Source organism: Achromobacter sp., from assembly GCF_036567245.1.
In the GTDB taxonomy this organism is placed as follows: domain Bacteria; phylum Pseudomonadota; class Gammaproteobacteria; order Burkholderiales; family Burkholderiaceae_B; genus Achromobacter.
Genome location: NZ_DATCUY010000436.1, coordinates 1 through 24,676, shown reverse-complemented (window position 1 = coordinate 24,676; position 24,676 = coordinate 1). Strand labels below are relative to the sequence as shown.

Genomic DNA, 24,676 nt, shown 5'->3' with positions numbered 1-24,676 from the left:
CGGCAGCGCCGTCGCGGTGGCCTCAAGCTTCGCGGCGGCCGCGATAGGCACGGACACCAGCGGCTCCATCCGCATCCCGGCGGCCTTCAACCAGGTATGGGGGTTGCGGCCCACGGCCGGACGCTACAGCAACGCCGGCGTGGTGCCGCTGTCGCCGACGCTGGATACCGTCGGCCCCATGGCCCGCAGCCGTGCTGATCTCGACATCCTGTGGTCGGTGATGGCGGATCGGGATGGACAAGCACGCCGTGCAGGCCAGGGCTGGCGCATCGGCACGCTGGACGCATTCTTCGGTTCTGCCGGCGAGGAACAAGAGGTATCGCGGCATGTCCGGGCGGCGCTCGCCGGCTGGCAAGCCGATGGCGCGCACATCCAGCCGGCCGCGCTGGCGCTGGAAGACGCGCGCCTGACCGCCGCCAACGTCACCGGCTACGAATTCCGCGATGCGCTGGCACTCTGCCTGCGCGATGCCGGTCTGCGCGTACGCAGCCTGACCGACATCCTGGACGGCGGCTATCCCCATCCGGAAGTCGCACCTCTGCTGCGCGAGCGCGATGCGCTGCGCGATCCGGACGGCGGCGCGCGCCTGGCGGTGCTGGCACGCGCCAGGACGCTGCGCGATGAAGTGCTGGCGGCCATGGACCAAAGCCAGTTGGACCTGCTGGCCTACCCCAGCGTGCGCGGCGCGCCGGTGCTGCTGGGCGAACCGCAGCGCGGCGGCAATGGCCTGCTCGCGGCGGTGACGGGACTGCCGGCCTTGAGCGTGCCCATAGGCTTCACCGACGGCGGCATACCGGTAGGCCTGGAGCTGCTGGGCCGCGCGGATAGCGAGCGCCTGCTGTTGCAGGCCGCGCAGCGCTTCGAGACTGGAAGATCCGTCGCGGTGTAGGAAAACGCGCGCGGCGTTCGCAGGGAAACGCCGCCGTCATTTTAGATTTCCTAAACTTAACATTGAGAAATGATCGCTGTACTCGCTCTTGCGGGAGAAGGAGAATTTCTGGATCGCAGGGGATCCTGAAAATTTAGCCTATCTCAATGAGCAAGCGCATGCTGAATCTATACACCGACAGTTCTCCCAATGGCTACAAGGCCACCATCGCCCTGGAGGAACTGGAACTTCCCTACCGCCTGCATCACGTGCGCATCGCGCAAGGCGAACACCGCCAGCCCGGCTTTCTTGCGCTGAACCCGCATGGCCGCATCCCGGTCCTCACCGACGACGAAACCGGCGTCGTGCTGTTCGAGTCGGCCGCCATACTGCTGTACCTCGCCGAAAAATCCGGGAAGCTGCTGCCGGCGGACACCCAAGGCCGGTGGGAAGCGATCAAGTGGCTGCAATTCCATTCCAGCAGCGTCGGCCCCATCATCGGACAGCGCGTGAATTTCGAGGTGTTCGACAAGGCGCGCAACCCTGCCGCGCTGGAACGCTACCAGCGCCTGACCGAGGACGCGTTCGCGGTGCTGGACCGCAGGCTGTCCGGGCACAGCTACCTTGCCGGCGACACCTACTCCATCGCCGATATCGCGCATTTCGGCTGGAGCCATATCGCGCGGATCATCGACTTCGATTTCAGCCATCACCGGCATCTGAGCGCATGGCACGAACGCGTGGCGGCCCGCCCTGCGGTCGCCAAAGGCATCACCCTGCCTGCGCCGGCAACAGGCGCTTGAAAGCATCGAGGACAGTCGGAATGGATACTACCCACTCGCTCCATGACACGGCCGGAGCGTCACACTTCGCCTTCTCCGCGCATCCCGGCTATCGGCGGATGTTCGCACCCGATCGCCTGACCCTGGGCATCTTCCTGCCGTTGCGCTTCTACGAAGGCAGCATGGCGGTCCTTGCAGGCCAGGCGGAACTGGTACAACAGATCGACCGGCAGGAGTTTGCCGCCGTCTGGGTACGCGACGTGCCCTTGTACTCCCCTTCCTTCGGCGATGCCGGCCAGGTCTTCGATCCGTTCACCTATCTGGCTTTTTTGGCGGCGCAAACGAAGAAGATTGCCTTGGCGACAGGCAGCGCAATCTTTTCCCTGCGCCACCCCATTGATCTGGCCAAGGCAGCGAACACCATCGATCAACTGTCGGGCGGCCGGTTGGTGCTGGGGGTTGCATCGGGAGACCGGCCGGTCGAGTTTCCCGCTTATGGGTTGAACCATGACGAGCGCGCAACGCGTTTCGCGGAAGCTGTCTCGTACTTCCGCCAGCTCATGCGCCCAGGGCGCCTGGAGATCGATTCGTCGCTGGGACGCTTCAGCCGCGCGGAATTCCTGCCCAAGCCCGCCGCGGGCGTCATTCCGCTCATCGTCACCGGCTCGTCGGGGCAGTCATTGCCGTGGATTGCCGAACACGCCGATGGCTGGCTGACCTATCCCGACGCCACGGATACGCCGATGGGACCACAACGCCTGGGGGCTAAGATCCGCGCATGGCGCGCGCTGATACCCGACGGCGGCTTCCGCCCGCACATGACCAACGAATGGCTGGACTTGACCGATGACCCCGACCATCCGCGCACGCCCTTGCATAACGGCTTTGTGCTGCGCACCGGCAGGAAGGGCTTGATCGCGTTGCTGGAGGAATGGCAGGCCGCCGGCGTCAATCATGCCGCGCTCGGCATCCAGTTCTCGCAACGGCCGGCGGCCGAGGTGCTGCAGGAACTGGCAGAGGAAGTGCTGCCGCATTTTCCTACGCACCAAGGTCCATCCCCGCTTCCGGCTGCGTGGTAGCCAGGCAGCCAACACGTACGTGGCGTGCGCCGGACTCAGTTGTCCAGCAGCTTCACCGTCTGCGGGTTGTAGCCGAAATATGCGCCGCCGCAGCCCGTATAGGGCTTCGCGGCGGCGGGCAATCCGGTGGCGCGCAGGGAAGTTTCACCGCGCATGCGGATCAGCTTGTAGCGCTCGGCCGCCACGGTTCCGTCCGGCAGGAAATACAGGCGCACGCGCAACAGGCCCTTGTCCGGATCCTTTTTGCTCGCCGCGCTGAAGGCGGGCACGGTCACCGCGGCCTCGTGCCAGGCCCCGGGCTCTTCCATCGTCTGCCAGCGCACCCGCACGGTCTGCTCCAGATCGAGCAAGACCGGGCTGCCGCCGCGCACCGGATCGCAAGGCCGCGACAAGAGGCTGCGGTCGGCATGCGAGCCCATGTCGTAGGCTTGGCCGTTGATCTCCACCCTGGCGATGGTCTGCGGTGTGCGGTTCTCCAGGCCGAAGATCGCCAGCCCAGGAATGCCGGTAGATTCCATCTCATCCTCGGTCGTTCCCGCGAAACGCGCAATGCCCGGCGCAACCTCGACGTGGTCGGCATAGTGGTAGTACTGGTAGACCACCAGCGCGGCTTCGCCATACGTGAATGCGGAGGGCAGCTTGCCCAGATCGGGATACGGCAGGCGGCGCAGCGGCACGGATGCGCCGGGCGTTCCGTCCTGGCTGGAGTACACGTAGCGGTCCACGCCGTCCTTGAGGCGCGCACCCTCATAGGAAAACTGCTCGCCGGCCGCGGGTCCCTGATCCGGATAGCGGCGAAAGCGCAAGAACATGCGTTGCTCCGCCGTCCCGGGTTCCAGGTACGACGATGCGCCGGCAGACAAGCTCCCTCCGCGCCTGTCCGGCCAGACGGTATGGCCGCTCAGGTTGACGTGCGTCTCCTCGATCGCGGGGTGCGACTCCCGGAAGCGGTCCTGCCTGCTGCGTTCGATGGAATCGCTGACGGGCACAATCGCAGCCGCCAGCACTGAGGGCAGGAACAGCAGCGCATGGACACCCCCAGGCACCTGGCCCTTGTCTCGCACCATATAAACGATCCAGCAGAGCGCCAGCAACACGGCCAGCGGCCCACCGATCAGCACGCCGTAGCTCAGCAGCGCCTGCGCGCCCCAGCCGAGATTCGGGGTGGACACGAACACGACGCCCAGGAATGCCAGCAGTCCCGCCAACAGAAGGGAAACCGCGATGCCGAACCAGTAGTGCCGAATCTTCTTCAAACGGATCGTCCTCGTGGATTGCGGTCTGGCAGCGCTGCGCCGCTGCGCTCTCCGCCTACTTGCCCTTGCGCAACGACAGCGGCACACCCCAGACCGGGTCTTCCATGCCCTGCTTGCCCAGCGGCGTGATCTGCATCGGTATCATCGTGGACAAGAGTTTACGGTGCTCATCGCTCACGTTCGCAAGCCGCTCGATGTACTTCTGCGTGAACTCCATGGGCGCCGGGCGAGTGTAGACGGTCAGGTCTTCAAGCGGACATTCGATCATCTTGGGATCGACCGCGCGGCAGGCCGATTGCCGGTACTTGTAGCTCGGCGTCTTCAGGTGCATGCGCTGGCTCAGCACCAGTTGGCCGCCCTTGAGCGTGAAACTTGCCAGCGCCTGCTGCGGCGGGATGCGGGCCTGCACCTTGATCGCGGGAATGTCGCGGGAATCGGTCTCTTCGACATAGCCCGCCGCACCGAGCTGCGTGGTCTCGCTGTACTGCTGCTCGCCCCAGCTCACGCAGGCGCCCGAAGCCATGTGCACGGCGGTGCAGACCTTGCGCGTCTTGGTCTCGGTGCCATAGGTGGCATCGCGCCAGTTGGTTTCCCGATAGAACTCGCGGTAGAGCTCGGGCGACAGATAGGCGGTGCCGTTGGCGCCGCGGCCCGAACCCACCTTGCCGCTCGGCGCGCCGACCTGCTCAAGCAACGCATTCAGCTTGTAGTCGTCGCCGCCGGTCAGCAGGTATTTGCCGGGCGGCAGGATATGCACCTCGAAGGCCTGGAACAGATAGGTCGTCTTCTTGTCCCGCTGCAGCGAATTGGTCTCGAAACCGCGGCTGAAGGTGATCCGTGGGTCCTTTTCGAACATCCAGATGACGCGCGAGGTCCACTTGGTCATTTCCAACGCGTCGCCCAGCGAACGATGCGGCATGATATCGGCCACCAGCACCACAGCCATGTCGTCCTTCAGGGCCGCGTCGATCAGGTCCAGCAACTGGGCGTAGCGCGGATCGTTCCTGGTGCCCTCGGCGCTCAGGAACGGATGGGGCGCGCAGCCCGACAGGGCCAGCGTAAGCGTCAGGGCGGACAAGGCAAGTCGCGGTCGCGTCAGGGTCATGGAGCGGTCCTTGGTGTAAGCGGTATCGGTCTGTTGAGCGCGGATACTACTGGCTCGGAGCCGGATCGCAATACTTGCGTGGGAGCTGAAACATGGCGCCAGGCGGGCTTGCCCGGGCCGTTGCGGCCGCGCGCGAGCGGCCACGCATGGATTCGCAGCCGCAACGCCTGTAACGGCGCGGGCTGCGGGCGCATCGCGCCTGGCCGCCGCCAGGATGCGCCAGAACCGGCGACACCGGCCGTTTGAAATTCTTTGTTGCGATTGTTTCGCGCTCCGGTGATGCCGGGTATCGTCTGTGGCGATTCCGTCCGGAGACCCCATCATGTCGCTCGCGCTTTACGGCCATCCCTTCTCCTCCTACACGCAGAAGGTCCTGATCGCGCTGTACGAAAACGGCACCCCGTTCGAGTTCCGCTGCATCGGCCCCGACACGCCGCAACACGCCGCCGAATGGCTGCGGCGCTGGCCTCTGCACAAATTCCCGCTACTGGAAGATGGGGACCGCAACGTCGCCGAGACCAGCATCATCATCGAGCACCTGCAGCTGGAACATCCCGGTCCGCAGCGCCTGCTGCCTGCCGATGCCAAAGCCGCCCTGGAAGTGCGCTTCCTGGATCGCTTCTTCGACCTGCACGTCATGAACTGGACACAGCATGCGGTCGGCGGCGCGCTGTCTGGCGACGAGACCAAGCGCCGCGAAACGCTGGCGCTGGCCGTGGAAAAGCTGGAAGTCGCCTACGCCTGGCTGGAAGCGCATCTGGCCGGCAGGACCTGGGCCGCTGGCGAGGACTTCACGCTGGCGGACTGCGCCGCCGCGCCCTCGCTGTTCTATGGCGACTGGACGCACCGGATCGCCGAGGCGTATCCGGTGTTGCGCGCCTATCGGGCGCGCCTGCTGGCGCGTCCGTCGTTCGCGCAGGCAGTCGAAGAAGCGCGGCCGTACCGGCCGCTGTTTCCGCTGGGCGCGCCGGACCGGGACTAAGCCAGGTCCGGCACGGACATCACTCGTTGCCGGCGGCCATGTCCCATACCTTCTGGGCGATGGGGTTCTTCTGTTCCTCGATGATGTGGGCCATCAGGCCCACCGAACGCCCTATCATCGTCAGCGCCTTGCCCAGTTCGGGCGTCAGGCCCATGTCCAGCACGATGGCGCCCTTGGCCCCGGTGGCGTTCAGCGGAATCTTGCGGCCCGACTGGCGGGCGGCCGCGGCGGCCAGCTCCACGGCAAAGCGCGAGTAGTTGCCGTAATAGCCGCAGTCCCTGGCGATCTCGAACATCTTTTCGCAACGGGGATCGCCGTCCACGTGTATCGGGTGCCCTACGCCAGGAATCTTGCGCTTGGCCGCCTTGTTGGCCTTGACGCATTCCTCGGCATAGTGGCGCAGTTCCTCGTCGGTGTAGCTGTCCTGCTTGGGCAAGGCGTCGCGCAGGAAGCGCGCGGCGTATTCGATCACGCCCAGGAAGCGGCTGCCGGCGCCCAGCAGTCCCGCCGCCAGGGCGCCCTGCATGGCTTCTGGCGCACCATGCAAGGTCAGCCGCGCCGATAAGGCGCTGGGCGTGAGCCCATGGTCGGTCGCGCTCACCAGGAACAGGTTGAGCATGGTCTTGAGCTGGGGCGTAGGGAACTCGCCCAACAGCTCCAGCGCCAGCACGTCGATGAAGTCGCGCTTGAACAGGTCCTGCACCAGGTCATGGCCGCGCACCAGGATGGTATGGGCGTCGCCGCCTCCGATCTTGCTGTCGAACATCTGAAATCTCCGTATTTTGTGGACAGCGGCCGCCCGGGTGACAGGCTGCCGCTGCGCCAGCTTGCTATTCGATGACCGCATCCAGGGCCACCACGCCCTGACCCTGGTCGAGCACCACCAGCGGGTTGACCTCCAGCGATTGCACGCCATCGCCCAAGGCGGTGAACAGGGCCGCGATGCGTTGCACGGCATCCACCAGGGCCGCCTTGTCCCGCGCCGGCAGGCCGCGATGGCTGGCCAGGCGGCGGGCGATGCGCGTCTGGTCCAACGCGCGCTCGATCTGCGCGCGGTTCGCCGGCAGATGGCAGCGCGCCACGTCGGCCTCGACCTCCACCCACACGCCGCCGGCACCCACGCTCAGCACCGGGCCGAAGACCTCGTCCCGATGCAGGCCCACCAGCATCTCCACGCCGTCCACCACCATTTCCGACACCAGCACACCGCGGATGGCGGCGGCAGGCACCTGATGCCGCGCCGCGTTCGCGAGGATGCGCTCGAAAGCCTCGCGAACCTCGGCCTCATCGCGCAGCCGCAGCTGCACGCCGCCGATCTCGCTCTTGTGCAGCACGCCGTCGGCCACCAGCTTGAGCGCCACGGGGAAGCCGATGGCACGCGCCGCCGCTGCCGCCTCGTCAGCGGAAGCCGCCTGGGACTCGCGCGGCGAACGCACGCCGTATTGCGCCAGCAGCGCCTTGGCCTGTGCCTCATTGCAAGGCAGTTCTACGGCAGGCGCGACAGCCGGCAAGCCTGCTAGCGGGACATCCTGGATCTGGTCCATCGCCTGGTCCGCATACCCGCTGACGCGCTTGAGCGCCTGCATGGCATTGCGCAGGCTATAGACAGGCGCAAAGCCTTCCTGGATCAGCCGATCGTGGGCCGGTCCGCGGCGGCTGCTCATCCATACGGGAACGAAAGCCTTGGCTCCGCCCTGCGCCACGGCCAGCATGTTGCGCACCAGGCCTTCGGTGCTGGCCGAATAATTGGAAGTGATGGGATAGAGCACCGCATCGACGCCCGGATCGGCGAACAGCGGCGCCAGGCAGCGCCGGGCCAGATCCGGATCGGTCAAGGCCTTGGTGGTCAGGTCCACGGGATTGGTCAGGGCCGCGTAGGCGGGCGCATGCCGCGCCATCTCGGCCACCGTTGCGTCCGCCAGCACCGCCATGGACAGACCGGCTTCGCCCACCTTGTCGGCCGACAGCACGCCCGCGCCGCCCGACGACGAATACACGCAGATATTGCGCAGGCTGCGCACGCCCACGCGCGATATCAGGCTGGCCACATCCAGCAGCTCGTCCAGGTCTTCCACGCGGATGACGCCGTACTGCGAGAACACCGCGTCGTTGACCGCATCCTCGCCGGCCAGCGAGGCGGTGTGCGACTGCGCCGCCTTCTTGCCGAAATCCGAGCGGCCGATCTTCAGCGCGATCAGCGGCTTGCCCGCGCGGCGGGCGGCGGCCGCCGCCGCGATGAAGCGCGGACCGCTGCGTATGCCTTCCATCACGGTGCAGATCAGGTCGGTGCCCGGATCATGCGCCAGCCAGTTGATGAAATCCGCGCTGTCCAGGTCCAGCTCGTTGCCGGTGGAGAACCAGCGCGAGAAACACACACCGCGCTCGTTGCCCTGCATCAGCGAGCGGCCCAGGCCGCCGCCCTGCGTCACCAGGCCGATGCGCGAGAGCTTGCCGGTCCTGCCATCGTTGCGGAACTCGGTGGAAAAGGTCAGGCCCAGGCGCGGCGCCAGCATGGTCATGCCGGCGCAGTTGGGGCCATACAGGCGCATGCCGCTACGCTGGGCCACGGCCAGCATCTCGGCCTCGACCGAGCGCCCTGCCTCGCCCAGTTCGGCAAAGCCGCCCGTGAACACGATGGCGTAGCGCACGCCTTTCGCGGCGCAGGCGCGCAGCGTGGCGACGGCCGATTCGGCCGGCACCAGCAGCAAGGCCACGTCGACGCCATGGACCGGCACGGCGTCCACGCTGGCATGCAAAGGCTTGCCGAAGAGCTCGCCGCCCTTGGGGTTGACCAGATGCACCTCGCCGTCGAAATCCGAATGCTCCAGCACGTTGACCACGGTAGTGTGGCCCAGCGTGCCAGGCTTGCTGGAAGCGCCCACGATCATGACCGACCGCGGCCGCGTCAATTCCACCAGGTCGTCGAAGCTTACTTGGGGATCGAATTGGGAAGGACTCGCGCTCATGCGGCCTCCGGTCGGCATTTCATCAAGGTGGTCCATTCCGATTCCACCACGATCTCGCCGTTCTGGTTCTTGACCGTGCGCAGCATGGTGACACGTCCCGTTCCGGGGCGCTTCTGCGACAACGTCTTCTCGCCTATGCTGAGTTCGACGTGGATGGTGTCGCCGATGAGTACCGGCTTGCGCCATTGGCAGCGCAGTTCGGTCAGCGCCAGCCGGGTGCCGTCCATCAGGCGGTACACGGGCATGCGCGTGGTCAGGCCCGAAGCGATGGCCAGGGTCAGCATGCCGTGCGCGGCGCGCTGGCCGAAGGGATGGCCGGCGGCGAATACCGCGTCCGTGTGCAGCGCGTTGTAGTCGCCGGACAGCCCGGCGAACTGCACCACGTCGGCCTCGGTGACCGTGCGGCGCGGGCTTTCCCAGGACTGCCCGGAGACCAGGTCCTCGAAATACAGGCGGCGGCCCAGGTGTTCGTCCAGATCGAATGGGGTGCTCATGCGTAGCGCCCTCCCGTCACGTGCACGGTTTCGCCCGTGGTGAAACCGGCCAGGCGCGATGCCAGGAAGGCCACCGTGGCGGCCACGTCGGCCGGATCGCCCAGGCGGCCGACCGGCGTGTTGGTCTTGGCGCGTTCGGTCAGCTCTTCATAGTCGGGACGCTTCTGCATGCGCGGAGTCGAAATGACCCCGGGCGCGACCGCGTTGGCAGTGATGCCGAACTTGCCAGACTCCAGCGCCAGCGACCGGGTGAAGCCGATCAGCCCGGCTTTGGCGGCCGAGTAATTGGTCTGCCCCGGATTGCCCAGGTGGGCGCGCGAGGCGATGTTGATGACGCGGCCGAAGCGCTGCTCCATCATCAGCGGCAGCACGGCGCGCGAGCAATGGAAAGCGCCCAGCAGCGTCACGTCCAGCACCGCGTGCCAGTCTTCCTCGGACATCTTGGTCAGATAGCGGTCGCGCGCGAAGCCCGCGTTGTTGACCAGGATGTCCACTTTCTGCCAACGCTGCGCCGCCTGCTGCACGGCGCTGCCTACCTCGTCCTTGTTGGTCACGTCGGCGCGCACGCCCAGTACCTGACCGCCCAGGGCCGACAGTTCCTTGCAGGCCGATTCGATCGCCTCTTCATTGACGTCGCACACCACCACATTGCAGCCTTCCTGCACGAAGCGCCTGGCCATTGCCATGCCCAGCGTGCCCGCGCCGCCCGTGATGAAAGCGGTACAACCCTTCAGTTCCAGATCCATGATGCCATTCCATTCGAGTTTCAATGATCCTGCCGCGCCTGGCCCGACCGGGCCCGGCGTTCAATCGACCTGCAGGCGCGCCTGTTCCACCAAGGCCTTGGCGCCCGCTCTTTCCTTGGCCCAGAACGCCGCGAAGGCTTCGGGCGTGCTGCCCACCAGCGGCGTGTAGATGCGCGCAAAGCGCTCCCGCACCTCGGGCATCTGCAAGGTTTCGCGCAGCGCGCCCGAGAACTTGTCGACGATGGGCTGGGGCGTGCCGGCCGGCATGACCACGGCCTGCCAGGTCGTCACCTTGAAGCCCGGCACCCCCGATTCGGCCACCGTGGGCACGTCGGGCATGTCGGACACGCGCTGGTCGCCGCTGACAGCGAGCGCGCGCAACGCGCCTTCCTTGATGAAGGGCGCGGTGGTGGAGCGGCTGTCCACCATGAAGGACAAACGTCCGGCGATCAGGTCCTGCAGGGCCGGCGCGCTGCCCTTGTAGGGCACGTGCGTCATGGGCGCGTTCAGGGCCAGCGACAGCGCGGCGCCAGCAACGTGCATGGAACTACCGTGTCCGGCGGACCCGTACGACAGCCCGGCGTCGGGCTTCTTCGCCGCCTGCACCAGGTCCTGCATGGTCTGGAACGGCGAAGACTTGGGCACCACCACCACCAGCGGCGAATCGGTCAGTTGCGTGACCGGCACGAACGCCTTGCCCGGATCGACCTGCACACCCTTGTAGAGATAGGTGTTGATGGCCAGCGGTCCGACGTTGGCCCACAGCGCCGTGTAGCCGTCGGGGTCGGCCGTGGCCACGGCCTGGTTGGCGATGTTGCCGTTGGCGCCCGGCTTGTAGATCGGCACGATGGGCTGCCCCAGCTTTTTCGACAGCTCGTCCTGCACCATCTTGAAAGCGATGTCCGAAGCGCCCCCGGGCGCGAAACCGATGACCATGCGGATGGGCCGGTCGGGCCATTCCGCGTGCGCGCCCGCCGCCAGCATGCAGGCGGCCAGGCCCGAGGCCAGTTTGACGATGAACTTCATGTTGTCTCCCCTGGACGACACGCTAGATGGTGGTGTCGTACTTGACGTTCTTGAGCTGTGTGTTTTCGTAGATGGCTTCCAGCCCGCGCTCCTTGCCGATGCCGGACTGCTTGTAGCCGCCGAAGGGCGCGTCGAACGACGTACGCAAACCCGTATTGATGGCCACGCTGCCCGATTGCAGGCCGCGCGCCATGCGCAGGGCGCGGCCGCCGTCGCGCGTGTACAGCACCGCGGCCAGGCCGTAGCGCGTGTCGTTGGCGATGCGCAGGGCGTCGGCCTCGTCGCTGAAACCGATGAGGGATTGCACCGGGCCGAAGATCTCGTCCTGCGCGCTCTGCATGCGCGCATGGGAGTTCAGCAGCAGCGTGGGCGACACGAAGTAGCCCTTGGCCGTGTCGCCTTCCAGCTTCACGTTCCCGTGGCGCGCCGGCAGCGCGCCCTCTTCTTGCGCCAACGCCACGTACTGCTCGACGCGTTGCTTCTGGGCCGCGCTGACCAGCGGTCCCATCTCGGTGGCCGGGTCCGTGGGCGAGCCGATGCGCACGGCATCCAGGCGTTGCGTCAGCAGGCCCAGGAATTCCTCGCGCACGGACTCCTGCACCAGCAGACGAGTGCAGGCGATGCAGACCTGGCCGGAGTTCTTGATGATGTCGCCCGCAGCCACGGCCGCGGCCTTGTCCAGCGGCGCATCCTCGAACACGATCAGCGGCGACTTTCCGCCCAATTCCAGCGTGACCCGCTTCACGTCCGCGGCTCCCGCCGCCAGAATGCGCGCGCCCGTCACTGTGCCGCCGGTGAACGACACCCGCGACACCAGCGGATGGGTGACCAGCCGTTCGCCCACCGTGGCGCCCGGGCCGTTGACCACGTTGACCACGCCGGGCGGAAAGCCGGCTTCCTCGAACAGCCGCGCCAGCGCCATGGTGGACAGCGGCGTCACCTCCGAGGGTTTGAGGATTATCGTGTTGCCGGCGGCCAGCGCCGGACCGAGCTTGTTGACGGTGAGCGTCATCGGGTAATTCCACGGCATGATGAGTGCACACACGCCCAGCGGCTCACGTATCGTGAAATTGAGCACGTCGATGTTGCCCACGGGAATGGTCTCGCCGCGCAGGGCAGGAATGATGCCGGCGAAGTACTCCAGCGATGCCGGCATGCCCTTGAGCGAGTCCAGCGAATGCGTGATGGGCTTGCCCACGTTCAGCGTTTCGATCCAGGCGAGTTTCTCGCGGTCGCGCTCGAACAGCTCGGCCAGGCGCCGCAGCAGTTTGCCGCGCTGGGCTGGGGTGGTCTTGCGCCAATGCGTTTCAAAGGCGGTGTGCGCGGCCTGCACCGCAGCGTCGACGTCGGCGGTCGATGCCTCATGCACATGGGCAAGCACCTGCGCCGTGGCCGGATTGAAGGTCTCGAACGTGCGGCCTTCGGCGCCTGCGCGCCAGCTTTCCCCGATCAGCAGTTCGTAGGGGTGGGAATCTATGACATCCATGCGGGCGCTCCTTACGCGGCCATTTGCAGGTATAGGGATTGGATTTCTTCGTGCGCCAGGACGCGCGGATTGATGGGCATGGAGGCGCTCAGCATGGCCTGGCTGGCAAGCTGCGCGGCGTCCTGCGCCGACAGCGCCAATCCGGCGAAGCGCAAGGGAATGCCCGCCAGCCGCGCCAGCGACTCGACCGCCTCGATCAGGGCCAGGGCGTCCTGTTGTTCGTCTTCGCTGGCGGCAATGCCCAGGGCGCGCGCGGCCTCGGCGTAGGGAGCGGCGGCGGTCAGCGCCGTGTGGCGCGCCACCACGCTGAAGATCGGACCCAGCACTTCCGCGTGCGCCATGTGGACGCGCGATTCCAGCGGCGTGCACATGGCGTGCACCGCGTCCACCTTGCTCATGCCGATGGCGAGGCCCGCCATGTAGGCGCCCATCTGCATGTCGGCGCGCGCGCGCAGGCTGTCCGGCGCGCGCAACACTTCGGGCAGTGCGCGCATGCACAGGCGCAAGGCCTGCAAGGCCATGGCCTTGCCGACGGGGGAAGGATCGGTGTTGATCCACGCGCCCAAGGCATGCAGCACGGCGTCGAAGCCGCCCTGCGCGGTAGGGCGCGGCGGCAGGCTGAGCGTCAGATCGGGCTGCAACGCCACCAGCGACGGACGGGCACGGTTGGATCGGTACAGGCGCTTGCGGCCGTCGTCGCCCTGGATCAACGCGGCCGAACTGCTTTCGCTGCCGGTGCCCGAGGTCGTGGGCACGGCGATGAAGAGTGGATCGTCCGTGGCGGCGCCAGCCAACCATGCTTGTCCACGCGGCGTCTGCAATTCGTCGGCGTCCAGTCCGCCTGCCAGACAGGCGTAAACCGCTTTGGCCACGTCGATGGCGCTGCCGCCGCCGACGGCCAGGATACTGGCGCAGCCCAGCTCGCGCGCCGTGCCTAGCGCCGCCCGCACCTGTGCGATGGCAGGGTTAGGCACCACGCCTTCATACACATGCCATTGCAATCCCGGCACGGCCGCAAGCGCCGCTTCAACGGCAGGCCTCACCGCGCCCCAGGTGCCGGCATCGGTCACCACCAGCGGCAGGCGCAGGCGCGGGCCGGCAGCGGCCAGCGTTCTGGCCAGGGCGTCCGCACCCCAGTGGCACACGCCCGGCCAGGCCATCACACCCTGGGCCTGAAGCGCACAATCTTGCTGACCGCTCACATCGTCCTCCTGATCTTGCATAATTTGCTATGCGAATTTATAATTCATTTAGTGAATTGATAATAGAAAAGGAGCTTGTCCATGTCAAGAGCCTCATCCCGCACGCCCGCCAACGACGCAGCGGACGACGCCGTCGAACCCGACCGCCAGTTCGTCACCGCGCTTGCCCGCGGGCTGGAAATCCTGCGTTGCTTCAGCGCCGAACGGCGCATGCTGGGCACGACGGAACTGGCTCATCTGACCGGCCTGGCCCAACCCACGGTCTGGCGGCTGTGCCATACCTTGCAAAAGACCGGATTCCTGACCGCCGTGCCGGGCAAGGACAAGCTGCAGCTGGGCATCGCCGCCATCGCGCTGGGCGGCGCCGCGCTGGCGGGGCAGGAAGCGCTGGACGTCATCCGGCCGCTGCTGCAATCCCTGGCCGACCGCTACCAGGTCGCGGTGGCCCTGGGCCGGCGCGACGGCGACAGCATCGTCTACCTGCTGCGCTGCCAAGGGAACTCGCCGCTGCTGATGAACCTGCGCGTGGGTTCGCGCATTCCTCTGTTCCACAGCGCGATCGGCTGGGCCTACCTGGCCTGCTGCTCGCCCGAAGAACGCGAGATCCTGCTCCAGGAAGCGCGCGCATCCGGCAAGGCCGGCGACACCGCGGAACAACAGGCCATCGCCGAGGCCATCGCCCTGTATGCCGAGCGCGGCTTCGTCTATCACGAGCGCCCCGCCTACCAGATCAATACCGTGGCCGCCGCCATCGAATTGCCCGCCGGCGAACGCTACGTGGTCAGCTGCGGCGGTCCCGCAGCGCTGCTGCCCCGGTCGCTGATGCTCGACGAAGCCGGCCCCACGCTGCAGCGGCTGGCAGGCGAGCTGCAACCCATCCTGCTGATGGGGAGGCACGTGTGAACCAGTCTCTCGCGCCGGCTGATGCCACTGGCGTGCCGCAACGCTGGCCCACCCGCATCACCGAGCTGATGGGCATACGCTGGCCGCTGCTGTTGGGCGGCATGATGTGGTTGTCCGATGCGCGCCTGGTGGCGGCCATGGTGCGCGCGGGCGGCATGGGCTTCATTACCGCGCGCAGTTCGCGCACCGACCAGGACTTCAGGCAGGCGCTGCGCGACTGCGGCAAATTGACGGACGGCCTGCCCTTCGGCGTCAACCTCACACTGTCGCGCCGCGCTGCCCACAACGACGCCATGCTGACGCGACTGCGCATCGCGCTTGAAGAAGGCGTGCGCCTCTTCGAAACGGCGGGGCTGCCGCCCACGCCGCTCCTGCCCGCCCTGCGCGAAGCCGGCGCCATCGTCATCCATAAATGCGCGCACGTACGCCACGCCGTCGCGGCGCAAAAGATGGGCGTGGACGCCATCACCCTGGTCGGCATGGAAGAAGGCGGCCATCCGGGCAGCAATCAGCTGCCCACTTTCCTCAACGGCGCTTACGCCCTGGAGCAGCTGCGCATTCCGCTGGCGCTGGGCGGCGGCATCGGCCACGGCCGACAGATCGCCGCGGCGCTGGCGCTGGGCGCCGACGCGGTGGTGATGGGCAGCGTCTTCACCCCGGCGCTGGAAACCCCGGCGCACACCGCGTACAAGCAACGGGTGGTCGACACCAGCGAGCACGGCACCCGCGCCGTGCTCGGCAGCCTGGGCGACACCTGGCGCATCCTCGACAACGAAAACGCGCGCAAGGTCGCCGCCCTGGAGCAGGCCGGCGCGAACTGCTACGCGGATTTCGGCGAACTGATCAGCGGCGAGCGCACCCAGGCCCTCGCTTACCAGGCGGGCCAGCATGAAGAAGGCATGCTGTCCATGGGACCGGCGGTGGGCTTTGCCCGCAGCATCGAGCCCGTGGAAAACATCGTCCGACGGCTGCAACAGGAATGCGTGCAGGCCAGCGCGCGCTTCAGGCGAATGGTCGATTCCGCCTGAGTTCGATCCCGCGCCAGCGGGATGTTCCACAGCCCTGGATCCCTGCCCCGCCCTTGCGCGCGGCAGGGATTTTTCATGCGCATATGCGGCCGATTTGGCCGCAGGCCGCAAGCCCGTTATTGCGGCGTCCCGGCAGCCGCAGTATCATCAATTCATTAAACGAATTAATAATTCGCACAATGAATTATTAAGCAGGCCACCCAAGAGTCTGCCCGCGCATCGCAAGCGCGTTCAAACCCAGAAAAACAGGAGACAGGAATGAAGTTCAGCAAGTTGGTCGCGGCAGCCCTGCTGGCCGCCGGCTTCGCGACGGCGGCCACGGCCGCGGAATGGCCGGACAGGCCGATACGGGCTGTCATCGGCTTTGCGCCGGGAGGGCCTTCCGACATCGCGTTCAAGATGATGCAGGACGAGTTGAGCAAGAAGCTCGGCCAGCCCGTCATCCCGGAATACAAGCCGGGCGCCAACGGCAACCTCTCGCTGCTGGCCGCGGCCAGCGCCCCCGCCGACGGCTACACCATCCTGTGGACCAACGCCGCCACCATCGCCGTCAACCAGTACCTGTACAAGGACCTGAAGGTCGATCCGGCCAAGGCGTTCGCGCCCGTGGCGCAACTGACGGATTCGCCGCTGGTGGTGGTGGTGCCCAAGGATTCGCCCTACCAGACCATGGCGGACCTGATCGCCGCCATCAAGGCGGACAAGCAGGCCACGCTGACCTACGGATCGCCGGGCTACGGCAGTTCGGCGCACACCGCGGCCTCCTCGCTGGCGCTGGCGCTGAACACCAAGCTCACGCACGTGCCGTACAAGGGCAGCGCGCCCGCGCTGCAAGACCTGATCGCCGGACGCCTGACCTTCATGATCGACAGCCGCTCCAGTTCCCTGCCCTACATCAAGGACGGCATGCTGCGCCCCCTGGCGGTCAGCGGCGCCGCCCGCGTCAAGGATCTGCCGGACCTGCCCACCATCGCCGAGTCCGGCGTCCCGGGCTTCAAGGTCACCACCTGGCAGGCGGTGGTCGTCCCCGCCGGCACGCCCAAGCCCATCATCGACAAGCTGGCCCAGGCCCTGGAAGAAACCGCCGCCATGCCCATCGTGCAGGAACGGTTCGAGCGCATTGCCACGCCGCTGGTCAGCAGTTCGCCCGAGGCGTTCGCCAAGTTCTGGGCGGAGCACCGCGAGGTCACACGCGACCTCGTGGAACGCGCCAACCTGAAGCTGGAGTAAGCGCATGAGCAACATCGACCTGACGCCGGAACAGCAAGAACTCCAGCACAGCATCCGCCGCTTCATGCTGGCGGAAGTGGCGCCCATCGTGGCGCAGCACGAAAAGGCGCGGACCTTTCCGTTCGAACTTATGCCCAAGCTGGCGGGGCTCGGCTACCTGGGCGGCAACCTGCCGGAAGACCAGGGCGGGCACGGCATCGACATGCCCACCTGGGCCATGATGATGGAAGAGCTGGGCTACCACTGGCTGTCGCTGCGCACCATCGTCAACATCACCAACGGCTCCATCAAGCGCCTGGCCGCCCATGGCTCACCCGCGCAGAAAGAGAAGTACCTGGAGCCGCTCATGGCCGGCCGCCTCAAGGCCTGCACCGGCCTGACGGAACCGAACACCGGCTCCAACATCGCCGGCATCCAGACGCGGGCCGAGCTGGTGGGTGACGAATGGGTCCTCAACGGCCGCAAGCTGTGGATCACCAACGGCTGCGACGCGGACTTCGCCATGGTGGTCGCGCGCACATTCAGCCCCACCTGCGACGGCAAGCTGTCGACCTTCATCGTCGAACGGGCGCTTGCCCACTATGACGTGCGCAAGCTCGACACCATGGTGCTGCGCTGCACCGGCACGGCCGAACTGGGTTTCACCGACGTGCGCATCCCGAAGGAAAACCTGGTTGGCGTCGAAGGCGCGGCGCTCGCCGGCACCCTCAAGGGCCTGGACGCCGCGCGCCTGAACATCGCCATGGGCGCCGTCGGCGCCGCGCAGGCGGCCTTGGACATGTCCATCGACTATGCCAGGCAACGCGAGCAGTTCGGCCGCCCCATCGGCAGCTTCCAGCTGGTGCAGAAGCACATCGTCGACATGACGGTCCGCGTCGAAGCGGCGCGCGCCCTGGGCATGCGCGCCGCCCACGCGCTGGAAGCCGGCAAGGACGTGCGCCAGGCCTGCTCCATCGCCAAGCTCTACGCCACCGAAGCCGCCCACGAAGTGGCCAACATGGCGCTGCAAGTGCATGGCGGGCTGGGCTACTCGGAGGAATACCCGATAGAGCGCATCTTCCGGGATACGCGCGGAGGCATGATTCCCGAAGGCACGACGGAGATCCAGACCCTGATCGCGGGGCGCGAGATCCTGGGGATGAACGCGATCGCCTAGACAGCCGGTAAGACCAGGGGTCCAGTTTCGCGCCCGCTTCCAAACCTACCAAAAGTAAGTTACTGTTGGTAGGTTAAATAATCGACGGAACAGGCACACCATGCATGCGCTCATCGTTGTTGCACATCCCGACCCCGCCTCGCTCACCCACGCGGTCTCCGCCCGGATAGCGGAAGGCATCTCCGCGTCCTCCCCGCAGCATTCCTTCGAACTCGCCGACCTGGCCGCAGAAGGTTTCGACCCAAGGTTCACACAGCCGGACATTGCCCTGCTCCTGAAAAAAGGAGAGCCGCTGCCTGAAGTCGCGGCGGAGCACGCGCGCCTCAACCGCGCGGATGCCCTGGTGCTGGTCTATCCGGTGTACTGGTGGTCCTTCCCTGGGCTGCTCAAGGGCTGGATCGACCGGGTGTTCACCCAAGGCTGGGCCTACGACGAAGACGCGGACGGCAAATTGCATAAGAAACTGCAGTGGCTCAAGGTGCATCTGATCGCGATCGGCGGCGCCAACCAGCGCACCTACGCGCGGCACGGATACTTCGGCGCAATGAAAACCCAGATCGACCACGGCATCTTCGGTTACTGCGGCGCCAGCGTTTCAACCTCGGAATTGCTGCTGCCCTCGGACGCCGGATTCCCGGCCTCCCAACTCGATGCCGCCCGAACGATAGGAGAGAGAATCTTCGCTTCGCGTGCTGTAATCCGCGAGGAGGAAGTCGAAACATGACCGCAAACCCATCTAGCAAAGCCAGGACGGCGACCCAGCGCCGCCTGTCCAGGGACGAGCGCCAGCGCCAATTGCTGGACGTCGCCTGGAAACTGATCAGCGACGAAGGCACGGACACCCTGACACTGGGCCGGCTCGCCGCGCAAGCCGGCGTCACCAAGCCGGTGGCCTATGACCACTTTGGCACCCGCAACGGCCTGCTGGTGGCGCTCTATGAAGACTTCGACGTTCGCCAGACCGCGCTCATCGACGCCGCGATCGCCGCCAGCAAGCCGGCCTTGAAGGACAAGGCCCGCGTCATCGCGTCCGGCTATGTCGAATGCGTCATGACCCAGGGACGCGAGATTCCCGGCGTGCTCGCGGCGCTCAGCGGCTCACCGGAACTGGCCGCGGTCAAACACCGCTACCAGCAAGCCTTCATCAAGAAATGCCAGGCCGTGCTTGCCCCCCACGCCGGCCCCGCCGGGATCGCGCCGGCCGGCATGTGGGCAATGCTGGGGGCCGCCGACGGCCTGTCCCAGGCCGCCGTCGCCGGGGATATCGGCGAGGAACAGGCGCGGGACGAATTGATGGAGACCATTCTGGCGATGGTCAAGCGCAGCAAATCATCCTCGTAGCGGGCGCAAGGCAGGGTCCAGGCTCATGCGGCGCCGGCCGGAACAACTAGGATCTTACGTTGCCTGAGCTCCCGGCGAGGCTACCTCTGCGATTGGGCCATACCATATACAAAACGATAGGATGAAAGAAGCCGGGCACGACACCGATCAGGCCGCAAGCTCGGCAATCTGCGCCCGGGCGCAGGCCATGCCTTGCTCGATGCCGTGCGGACGGATGTCCATTCCTTCCGCATAGACGAACTCCACCTCGCTGATGCCCATCAGGCCGAGGACCGAACGCAGGTAGGGCGTAACGGCGTCGGTCGCCTGTCCGTGGTGGATGCCCCCGCGGGAACTGAACACCACGGCTCGCACGCCTTCGACCAAGCCCATCGGATAGGTTTCGGTATAGCGGAAAGTCACGCGCGCCCGGGCCACCAGATCGAACCAATTTTTCAGTGCGGTCGGCACGTTCAGGTTGTACATGGGCGCGCCGATCAGCAGCAGATCGCTGCACTTCAGCTCGGCGATCAGTTCATCGGACAGCGCGACCGCCTGGCGGGCGCGGGCGCTGGGATTCTCGGCTCCGCGCATGGCGTGGAACAGTTCGTCATCCAGGACAGGCAGGTTCAGGCCAGGCAGGTCCCGTACCCGCACTTCGTCGGCGTAGCCGCGGGCGCGGCGTTGGGCGAGAAAACCGTCGATCAGGCCATTGCTCCTGGAGTTGGCCCCATTGATGCTGGATTGCAGGACGAGGATTTTGCTCATGGTCGTGCTCCCATATGGATAGTTGCTTCGATGTATCCAGCTTATCAACGATTATTTATCCGCAGTGCTGATATTATTTCTACTTATTGGTTCCAAAATGACCCCAATTAATGACGAATAGCCTGAGTGGCATCGACGTCTTTGTCGCAGTGGTCGAGGCCGGCAGCTTTGCCCAGGCCGCGGAAGGGCTGCATCTCACCCGCTCGGCGGTAGGAAAAAGGATTGCCCGCCTGGAACAGCGCCTGGGGGTGCCGCTGTTTCACCGCACCACGCGCAGCCAGAGCCTCACGGACGAAGGTTCGCTGTTCTACGAACATTGCCGGCGGGCGCTGGCGGAAGTCCGGACCGGCGAGGCGGCGTTGGAAAGCGGCAAGGGCCATGTAAACGGCACGCTGCGCGTCTCCATGCCGGTGCTGTTCGGACATCTGTGCGTTGCGCCCATCCTGCTCGAACTGGCGCGCGAACATCCCGGACTGACCCTGGAGATGTCTTTCAACGATCGCATGACGGACCTGGTGGAGGAAGGCCTGGACCTGGTCATCCGCAATGGCGTGCCGCCAGATAGCGGCGATCTGGCGGCACGCCGGCTGGGCGAGCATGGGATGGTGTTCTGCGCCTCGCCGTCCTACCTCCAACGCCACGGCGAGCCGGACACGCCGGAAGCCTTGCAGCATCATGAAGGCGTGGCCTATACGCGCCAGGGCCGGGTGCTCGATTGGCAACTACGCGCCGAAGGGCGGACCCTGGCGATCCGGCCGAACGCCCGCTTGCAGATGGATGACCTGCGCGGCGTTGCCGACGCGGCGGTGGCCGGCTTCGGCATTGCATGGCTGCCGACCTGGCTGGCGCGCGAGCCGCTGGAAAGGGGCGAGCTGCGCAAGGTGCTGCCGGACCGTGCCAGCGTGATGTATCCCATCAATGCGCTGTGGCCGTACACCCCGCATCTGTCCTTGAAGACCCGGCTGGCGGTGGACGAACTGGTAAAGAAGTTGCCCGCGCGCCTGGCCACGGCCGAACAATAGATAGACAATTCAGAACTCTGTTCTAGAATAATGAACACCCTTCGCGGCATGCGCCTGTTCCGGCCGCCCTTCGACAGGAGTCTCACCATTGGAACCCGCCAAGCCCACGACGGCCGCTGATGCTACGGCCACGCAGTCAGGCTCCCTGCCCAAGGGCCTCATGATGCTCGAACTGCTTTCTGGCGAGGACGGCCCCATGGGCGTGACGACGCTGGCGCGGCACATGGACATGCCCAAGAGCGGCGTGCATCGGCTGCTGCAGGTACTGCGCGCGGCGGGATGGGTGCGCCAGACCGCCGCCGGCGAATATGAATGCACACTAAAGCTCTGGGAATTGGGTCAGCGCGTGGCCAACCGCGTCGACCTGCGCGGCGCGGCCGCGGCGGCGATGCGGGAACTGGCGACGCAGACGCGCGAAACCATACTGTTGTCGATACTCGACGGCGTCGAAGTGCTGTACCTCGACGTCATCGACAGCCCCCAGCCGGTGCGCGCCCACACCAAGCCGGGCGACCGGGTGCCGGCGTTCTGCATGGCGACGGGCAAGGCCATGCTGGCCTACGCCCCGTCCTCGGTGCTCGACCAGGTCGTCGAGAGCCTCAAGGTGTTCACCTCGCTGACCATCACCACGCGTGAGCAACTCGAAAAAGAACTGGAACAGGTGCGCCACAAGGGCGTCGCCTACAACCGGGGCGAATGGGGCGGCGGCGTGCGAGGCATCGCCGCGCCGATCTTCGACGGCCACGGCGCCTGCATCGCAGCGATCAGCGTCGGAGCCCCCGGTGAACGCATGACCGAAGCCGTCAAACGCGGCGTCGCGCCCCTGGTGCTCAACGCGGCCCGCAACATCTCCCGCGAGCTCGGCTATAACCACGCCGCCGGCTGAGCGCGCACAGGCAGCTGCTCAGCTGTCATAGCCCGGCATCTCGCGGTCCAGGCGCCGCAACAGGCCCGGCCAGGCCATGGCCGGGCCCTGCCCCTGGGTGGCGGCACGCACCTGTTCACGGGCCGTCGCGATGATGGCCGGATCGATTCGGCTCAATGGCAGTCCTCCTGCCAGCGCGCGCACCTGAATGCTGCATACCGCCTCGAACAGGTACATGAAGACGAAGGCCTCGCCTATGCTTCTGCCCACCGTCAGCAAGCCGTGGTTGCGGAGCATCAGGAAATCGTTGCCCGCAAGCGACGCCACCAGGCGCGGCTTCTCGTCCTCCCGCAAGGCGATGCCCTCGTAGTCGTGGTAGCCCAGGCTCTGCAACACGAGCATCGACTGCTGCGACAAGGGCAAGACGCCATCGCGCTGGGCCGAAACGGCGATTCCGTTCAAGGTATGCGTGTGCATCACGCATTCGGCGTCGTGGCGCGCGGCATGAATGGCGCTATGTATCGTGAAGCCCGCCGGATTGGCTTCGTACGGGGAGTCGTCCAGCTTATTGCCATGCAGGTCCACCGTAATCAGGCTCGATGCGGTGACCTCCTCGAACAGCAGCCCGTACGGGTTGATCAAGAAGCGGTCTTCGGTGCCGGGCACGCGGGCGCTGATGTGCGTCGCGATCAGATCGTCCCATTTGAACAGCGCGGTCAGCCGGTACGCTGCGGCCAGTTCCACGCGGCGGCGCCAAACCGCGTCGCCAGCGGCGGACGCCGAAGTTCCTGGCGCCGCCGAATTGCCCATTCCTAGCGATGTCATTGCCTTCCCCTGCGATGGATGCGCCTGCCGCCGGTCCTGGTCTCAGCGCCAGCGCAGCAGCGCGTTTTCAACGATGTTCATCAACCCGTTGATACCGGCGCCGGTCAGCGCCAGCAGCAGCAGGATGCCCAATACTCCATTGGTATTGAACTGGGACGACAACAGGCTGAGCTGCTGCCCCAGGCCATGCTCCGAGGCGATGATCTCACCGCCCACGACCCCCAGCAGCGAATAGACCAGTCCCAGCCGCAATCCCGAGAAGATGGTCGGCACCGCGGTCGGCAGCGTGAAATGGATGAACTTACGCCAGGGGCTGGCGCCCAGCGTGACCGAGAGCACCGAATGGTCTTGGCTGACGCTGCGCCCGCCGGCGACGGTGCCGGACAGCACGATGAAGTAGCACAGGCTGAACCCGATAGCCACCTTCGACGCCAGCCCCAGACCGAACCAGATGAGGAACAAAGGCGCCAGGGCGATGCGCGGCATCGAATTGGCGGCGGCCAGTATGGGTTCGAAGGCCCGCTCCAGCCGGGGGCTCACCACGAACAGGACGCCGGTCGCAATCGCGGCGAACGTGCCCAGCGCGAACGCGGCCAGGGTGCCTAGCATGGTCCAGCCGAAGTCGACGAGCAAGGCGCCCTCCCCGAACAGGTTTGCCCGCAGGTAGGAAGCGATGCCCAGAGGGCTGCCGATGAGCAACTGATCGACCCACGACATGGACGCCGCGAGCTGCCACAGGGCCAGCAGTCCGGCCACCGCCAACGCGCGGTCTACGCAAGTTTGTGTCCGTATTTTCATAGCCGCCTCGTCAATTACCCATCGCTTCGTCCAGCTTCTCCCAGACCTGGGCATGCAGGCGGTGGAATGCCGGATCCTTCTGCAAGGACTTCACCGACCGGGGCCGCGGAAGATCGATCCGCACATCGGCCACGATGCGCCCCGGACGGGCGCTCATCACGATCACGCGGTCCGACACGGCGACGGCTTCGCCCAGGTCATGCGTGACGAACATCACCGTCCTCGACTGAGCCTGCCAAAGCTCCAACAGCACCTCCTCCAGCTGGATCTTCGTCAGCGAATCCAGGGCGCCGAAGGGCTCGTCCATAAGCAGGATCGGCGAGTCCATGCTGAAAGTGCGCGCCAGCGCCACGCGCTGGCGCATGCCGTGGGACAGCGCTTTGGGGTATGACTGCTCGAACGCCCCCAGGCCGACGCTGGCCAGCAGATTGCGCGCGATCTCGCGCCGCCGCGGCATCGGCTGTCCGCGGATCTCGCCGGCCAGTTCGACATTGGCGAGCGCCGTCCGCCAGGGGCACAGCGCATCCCGCGCCAACATGTAGGCGACGTCCCGGTTGCCGGCCACGGGCGCCTTGCCCAGCACCTCGCAGCGGCCGTCATGCATCTTGGCGGGAATCAGGCCGGCCGCTATATTGAGCAAGGTGGTCTTGCCGCAACCGCTGGGTCCGACAATGGACACGAACTCGCCGGGCGCGATGTCCAGGCTGACGTCGTCCAGCGCCAGGACGTCCCCATTGAAGCGGATCGACATGCCGGAGAAGCCGATGGC

25 protein-coding genes are annotated in these 24,676 nt (G+C 66.3%); 12 read left to right on the top strand and 13 right to left on the bottom strand.

The window, feature by feature from the left end; translation table 11 throughout:
* The 3 genes from VIR09_RS18880 to VIR09_RS18870 form a co-directional block, all read left to right on the top strand.
* Nucleotides 1-889: amidase (locus VIR09_RS18880; protein ID WP_332014255.1), on the top strand; the 889-nt coding region annotated here is incomplete at its 5' end.
* Nucleotides 890-1,047: 158 nt separating this feature from the next.
* A complete protein-coding gene (locus tag VIR09_RS18875; protein WP_332014254.1) occupies nucleotides 1,048-1,671 on the top strand; it encodes a glutathione S-transferase family protein in 624 nt (207 codons plus the stop codon).
* A 98-nt stretch (nucleotides 1,672-1,769) separates the two neighbouring features.
* A complete protein-coding gene (locus VIR09_RS18870; protein ID WP_332014257.1) occupies nucleotides 1,770-2,729 on the top strand; it encodes an LLM class oxidoreductase in 960 nt (319 codons plus the stop codon).
* Between the two features lie 35 nt (nucleotides 2,730-2,764).
* Here VIR09_RS18870 and VIR09_RS18865 read toward each other — a convergent pair whose 3' ends face one another.
* Together VIR09_RS18865 and VIR09_RS18860 are read right to left on the bottom strand one after the other, a co-directional pair.
* Complete coding sequence (locus tag VIR09_RS18865; protein WP_332014253.1) at nucleotides 2,765-3,985, bottom strand: hypothetical protein; 1,221 nt, start codon at nucleotides 3,983-3,985, stop codon at nucleotides 2,765-2,767.
* Between the two features lie 55 nt (nucleotides 3,986-4,040).
* Entirely contained in the window at nucleotides 4,041-5,090 is a 1,050-nt protein-coding gene (locus tag VIR09_RS18860) for a hypothetical protein (protein WP_332014252.1), read from the bottom strand.
* A gap of 322 nt (nucleotides 5,091-5,412) precedes the next feature.
* Between VIR09_RS18860 and VIR09_RS18855 the strand changes: the two genes are divergently transcribed.
* Entirely contained in the window at nucleotides 5,413-6,072 is a 660-nt protein-coding gene (locus VIR09_RS18855; RefSeq protein WP_332014251.1) for a glutathione S-transferase family protein, read from the top strand.
* Nucleotides 6,073-6,091: 19 nt separating this feature from the next.
* On the opposite strand, the gene VIR09_RS18850 is transcribed toward VIR09_RS18855, so the two are convergent.
* From VIR09_RS18850 to VIR09_RS18820, 7 genes are all read right to left on the bottom strand, one after another.
* On the bottom strand, nucleotides 6,092-6,838 hold the full coding sequence (locus VIR09_RS18850) for a citryl-CoA lyase (RefSeq protein ID WP_332014250.1): 747 nt from the start codon (nucleotides 6,836-6,838) through the stop codon (nucleotides 6,092-6,094).
* A 64-nt stretch (nucleotides 6,839-6,902) separates the two neighbouring features.
* Nucleotides 6,903-9,038 (bottom strand): acetate--CoA ligase family protein, encoded by a 2,136-nt coding sequence (locus tag VIR09_RS18845; protein WP_332014249.1) that lies wholly within the window; start codon nucleotides 9,036-9,038, stop codon nucleotides 6,903-6,905.
* Nucleotides 9,035-9,532, bottom strand: a complete 498-nt coding sequence (locus tag VIR09_RS18840; RefSeq protein WP_332014248.1) for a MaoC family dehydratase — start codon at nucleotides 9,530-9,532, stop codon at nucleotides 9,035-9,037. The genes VIR09_RS18845 and VIR09_RS18840 overlap by 4 nt, the downstream gene beginning before the upstream one ends.
* A complete protein-coding gene (locus VIR09_RS18835; protein WP_332014247.1) occupies nucleotides 9,529-10,278 on the bottom strand; it encodes an SDR family NAD(P)-dependent oxidoreductase in 750 nt (249 codons plus the stop codon). The genes VIR09_RS18840 and VIR09_RS18835 overlap by 4 nt, the downstream gene beginning before the upstream one ends.
* A gap of 60 nt (nucleotides 10,279-10,338) precedes the next feature.
* On the bottom strand, nucleotides 10,339-11,304 hold the full coding sequence (locus tag VIR09_RS18830) for a tripartite tricarboxylate transporter substrate binding protein (RefSeq protein ID WP_332014246.1): 966 nt from the start codon (nucleotides 11,302-11,304) through the stop codon (nucleotides 10,339-10,341).
* 22 nt (nucleotides 11,305-11,326) lie between these two features.
* Complete coding sequence (locus VIR09_RS18825) at nucleotides 11,327-12,790, bottom strand: aldehyde dehydrogenase family protein (RefSeq protein WP_332014245.1); 1,464 nt, start codon at nucleotides 12,788-12,790, stop codon at nucleotides 11,327-11,329.
* Nucleotides 12,791-12,801: 11 nt separating this feature from the next.
* Nucleotides 12,802-13,992 (bottom strand): iron-containing alcohol dehydrogenase, encoded by a 1,191-nt coding sequence (locus VIR09_RS18820; protein WP_332014244.1) that lies wholly within the window; start codon nucleotides 13,990-13,992, stop codon nucleotides 12,802-12,804.
* A gap of 81 nt (nucleotides 13,993-14,073) precedes the next feature.
* Between VIR09_RS18820 and VIR09_RS18815 the strand changes: the two genes are divergently transcribed.
* The 6 genes from VIR09_RS18815 to VIR09_RS18790 all read left to right on the top strand — a co-directional run bounded on the left by VIR09_RS18815 (nucleotide 14,074) and on the right by VIR09_RS18790 (nucleotide 19,650).
* The gene (locus VIR09_RS18815) at nucleotides 14,074-14,895 is read left to right on the top strand and encodes an IclR family transcriptional regulator (RefSeq protein ID WP_332014243.1); all 822 of its coding nucleotides are present in this window, start codon (nucleotides 14,074-14,076) and stop codon (nucleotides 14,893-14,895) included.
* Nucleotides 14,892-15,923, top strand: coding sequence for a nitronate monooxygenase (locus VIR09_RS18810; protein WP_332014242.1), 1,032 nt, complete (start codon nucleotides 14,892-14,894; stop codon nucleotides 15,921-15,923). Before VIR09_RS18815 ends, VIR09_RS18810 begins: the two co-directional genes overlap by 4 nt.
* 258 nt (nucleotides 15,924-16,181) lie before the next feature.
* Nucleotides 16,182-17,153 carry a tripartite tricarboxylate transporter substrate binding protein gene (locus tag VIR09_RS18805; protein WP_332014241.1) on the top strand — a complete coding sequence of 324 codons (972 nt, stop codon included), beginning with the start codon at nucleotides 16,182-16,184 and terminating at the stop codon, nucleotides 17,151-17,153.
* Between the two features lie 4 nt (nucleotides 17,154-17,157).
* Nucleotides 17,158-18,309 carry an acyl-CoA dehydrogenase gene (locus tag VIR09_RS18800; RefSeq protein WP_332014240.1) on the top strand — a complete coding sequence of 384 codons (1,152 nt, stop codon included), beginning with the start codon at nucleotides 17,158-17,160 and terminating at the stop codon, nucleotides 18,307-18,309.
* A gap of 100 nt (nucleotides 18,310-18,409) precedes the next feature.
* Nucleotides 18,410-19,033 (top strand): NAD(P)H-dependent oxidoreductase, encoded by a 624-nt coding sequence (locus tag VIR09_RS18795; protein WP_332014239.1) that lies wholly within the window; start codon nucleotides 18,410-18,412, stop codon nucleotides 19,031-19,033.
* Nucleotides 19,030-19,650, top strand: a complete 621-nt coding sequence (locus VIR09_RS18790; RefSeq protein ID WP_332014238.1) for a TetR/AcrR family transcriptional regulator — start codon at nucleotides 19,030-19,032, stop codon at nucleotides 19,648-19,650. Before VIR09_RS18795 ends, VIR09_RS18790 begins: the two co-directional genes overlap by 4 nt.
* 147 nt (nucleotides 19,651-19,797) lie before the next feature.
* On the opposite strand, the gene VIR09_RS18785 is transcribed toward VIR09_RS18790, so the two are convergent.
* Nucleotides 19,798-20,397: an NAD(P)H-dependent oxidoreductase gene (locus VIR09_RS18785; protein ID WP_332014237.1), complete on the bottom strand. Its 600-nt coding sequence runs from the start codon at nucleotides 20,395-20,397 to the stop codon at nucleotides 19,798-19,800.
* A gap of 110 nt (nucleotides 20,398-20,507) precedes the next feature.
* On the opposite strand from VIR09_RS18785, the gene VIR09_RS18780 reads away from it, so the two are divergent.
* Together VIR09_RS18780 and VIR09_RS18775 are read left to right on the top strand one after the other, a co-directional pair.
* The gene (locus tag VIR09_RS18780; protein ID WP_332014236.1) at nucleotides 20,508-21,419 is read left to right on the top strand and encodes a LysR substrate-binding domain-containing protein; all 912 of its coding nucleotides are present in this window, start codon (nucleotides 20,508-20,510) and stop codon (nucleotides 21,417-21,419) included.
* A gap of 88 nt (nucleotides 21,420-21,507) precedes the next feature.
* Nucleotides 21,508-22,305 carry an IclR family transcriptional regulator gene (locus VIR09_RS18775; RefSeq protein ID WP_332014235.1) on the top strand — a complete coding sequence of 266 codons (798 nt, stop codon included), beginning with the start codon at nucleotides 21,508-21,510 and terminating at the stop codon, nucleotides 22,303-22,305.
* A gap of 18 nt (nucleotides 22,306-22,323) precedes the next feature.
* Here VIR09_RS18775 and VIR09_RS18770 read toward each other — a convergent pair whose 3' ends face one another.
* From VIR09_RS18770 to VIR09_RS18760, 3 genes are all read right to left on the bottom strand, one after another.
* Entirely contained in the window at nucleotides 22,324-23,094 is a 771-nt protein-coding gene (locus VIR09_RS18770) for a class II aldolase/adducin family protein (RefSeq protein ID WP_414639445.1), read from the bottom strand.
* 57 nt (nucleotides 23,095-23,151) lie between these two features.
* Nucleotides 23,152-23,907, bottom strand: a complete 756-nt coding sequence (locus VIR09_RS18765) for an ABC transporter permease (protein WP_332014233.1) — start codon at nucleotides 23,905-23,907, stop codon at nucleotides 23,152-23,154.
* A gap of 10 nt (nucleotides 23,908-23,917) precedes the next feature.
* A partial coding sequence (locus VIR09_RS18760) for an ABC transporter ATP-binding protein (protein ID WP_414639444.1) occupies nucleotides 23,918-24,676 on the bottom strand: 759 nt, incomplete at its 5' end.